This window comes from Acetobacter sicerae (assembly GCF_011516765.1).
Classification (GTDB): Bacteria; Pseudomonadota; Alphaproteobacteria; order Acetobacterales; family Acetobacteraceae; genus Acetobacter; species Acetobacter sicerae.
Window position 1 is genome coordinate 1 of record NZ_JAAABN010000081.1, and the last position, 847, is coordinate 847.

General features: G+C 54.1%; 1 protein-coding gene. It reads left to right on the forward strand.

All coding sequences use genetic code 11. The annotated features are described in order from the left end of the window. Positions 1 to 78 precede the first annotated feature (78 nt). On the forward strand, positions 79 to 201 hold the full coding sequence (locus GVI59_RS19330) for a hypothetical protein (RefSeq protein ID WP_277876445.1): 123 nt from the start codon (positions 79 to 81) through the stop codon (positions 199 to 201). The last annotated feature ends 646 nt before the right edge of the window (positions 202 to 847 follow it).

Below are 847 nucleotides of genomic sequence, written 5' to 3' on the forward strand. Positions count from 1 at the left end.
CTATGACCCGATATAAGCGGGTCATGGAATTGGTGTCAACGCAAAAAACACCACCAACAAAAAAAACAGAGAAACGAAATGCCTGACCTATTCACGCACTGGTGGTTCTGGGTCGGGACTGCCCTGTCATCGCTGGCCGCGTCGTGCGGGCTGGCGGTGGCTATGCTGCGGGCGAAGAGGCGGCGTGATCCGTTTGGGTGAACTATTGAGCAATCCTCAATGGTTCGAAAAAAAGCGACGCCCGAAGACGCCGCCTTTTCAGAGTTATTTCCACTTCCACGGGCGCGGAAGATCAGGGAACCTTTTCCCTTTCTTGATCTCCGAGATGCGCCCGTGGTTAACGTCATAATCGGCAGCAATCCGGTTTTGGAACTCTCCGGAACCTATGCGGTTGATAATAACAGCGGCATCGCTCTCTGTTAATTTTCGGGAGGGACGCCTATATTCGGGTCTTGAGGCCATAAGTTTGGCTTTCATCATAAAAGTGATGAACCGCCTTGACCGATACCGCTTGACGCTGCATAGGCAGCGCCGTTACGTGTAGTAGCAGTATTTCCACAGGCGGTTCAGACGCTGTGTGGAATTGAAGAGGGGCGGGGGCGAATCCGTCCCTCTTCGCGTATCACCCCATGAGATAGCTGAAAATCGACTCAGTACCAAGGGGTTAGAAACATTCTGTTCATGATTGGTTTTGGTTGACGGGCTTCCACCGTCTGCGGCGGCTCCGTCACGGCCTACCTCTGACCAAGGCCGCACGCGGTGTCAGCGCTTCATGCGGCCCGCACAGAATCCCACATCCCACCGACAGAGTACAGAGGAAAACGGAAAACAAAAAAGCCGCCCCGGC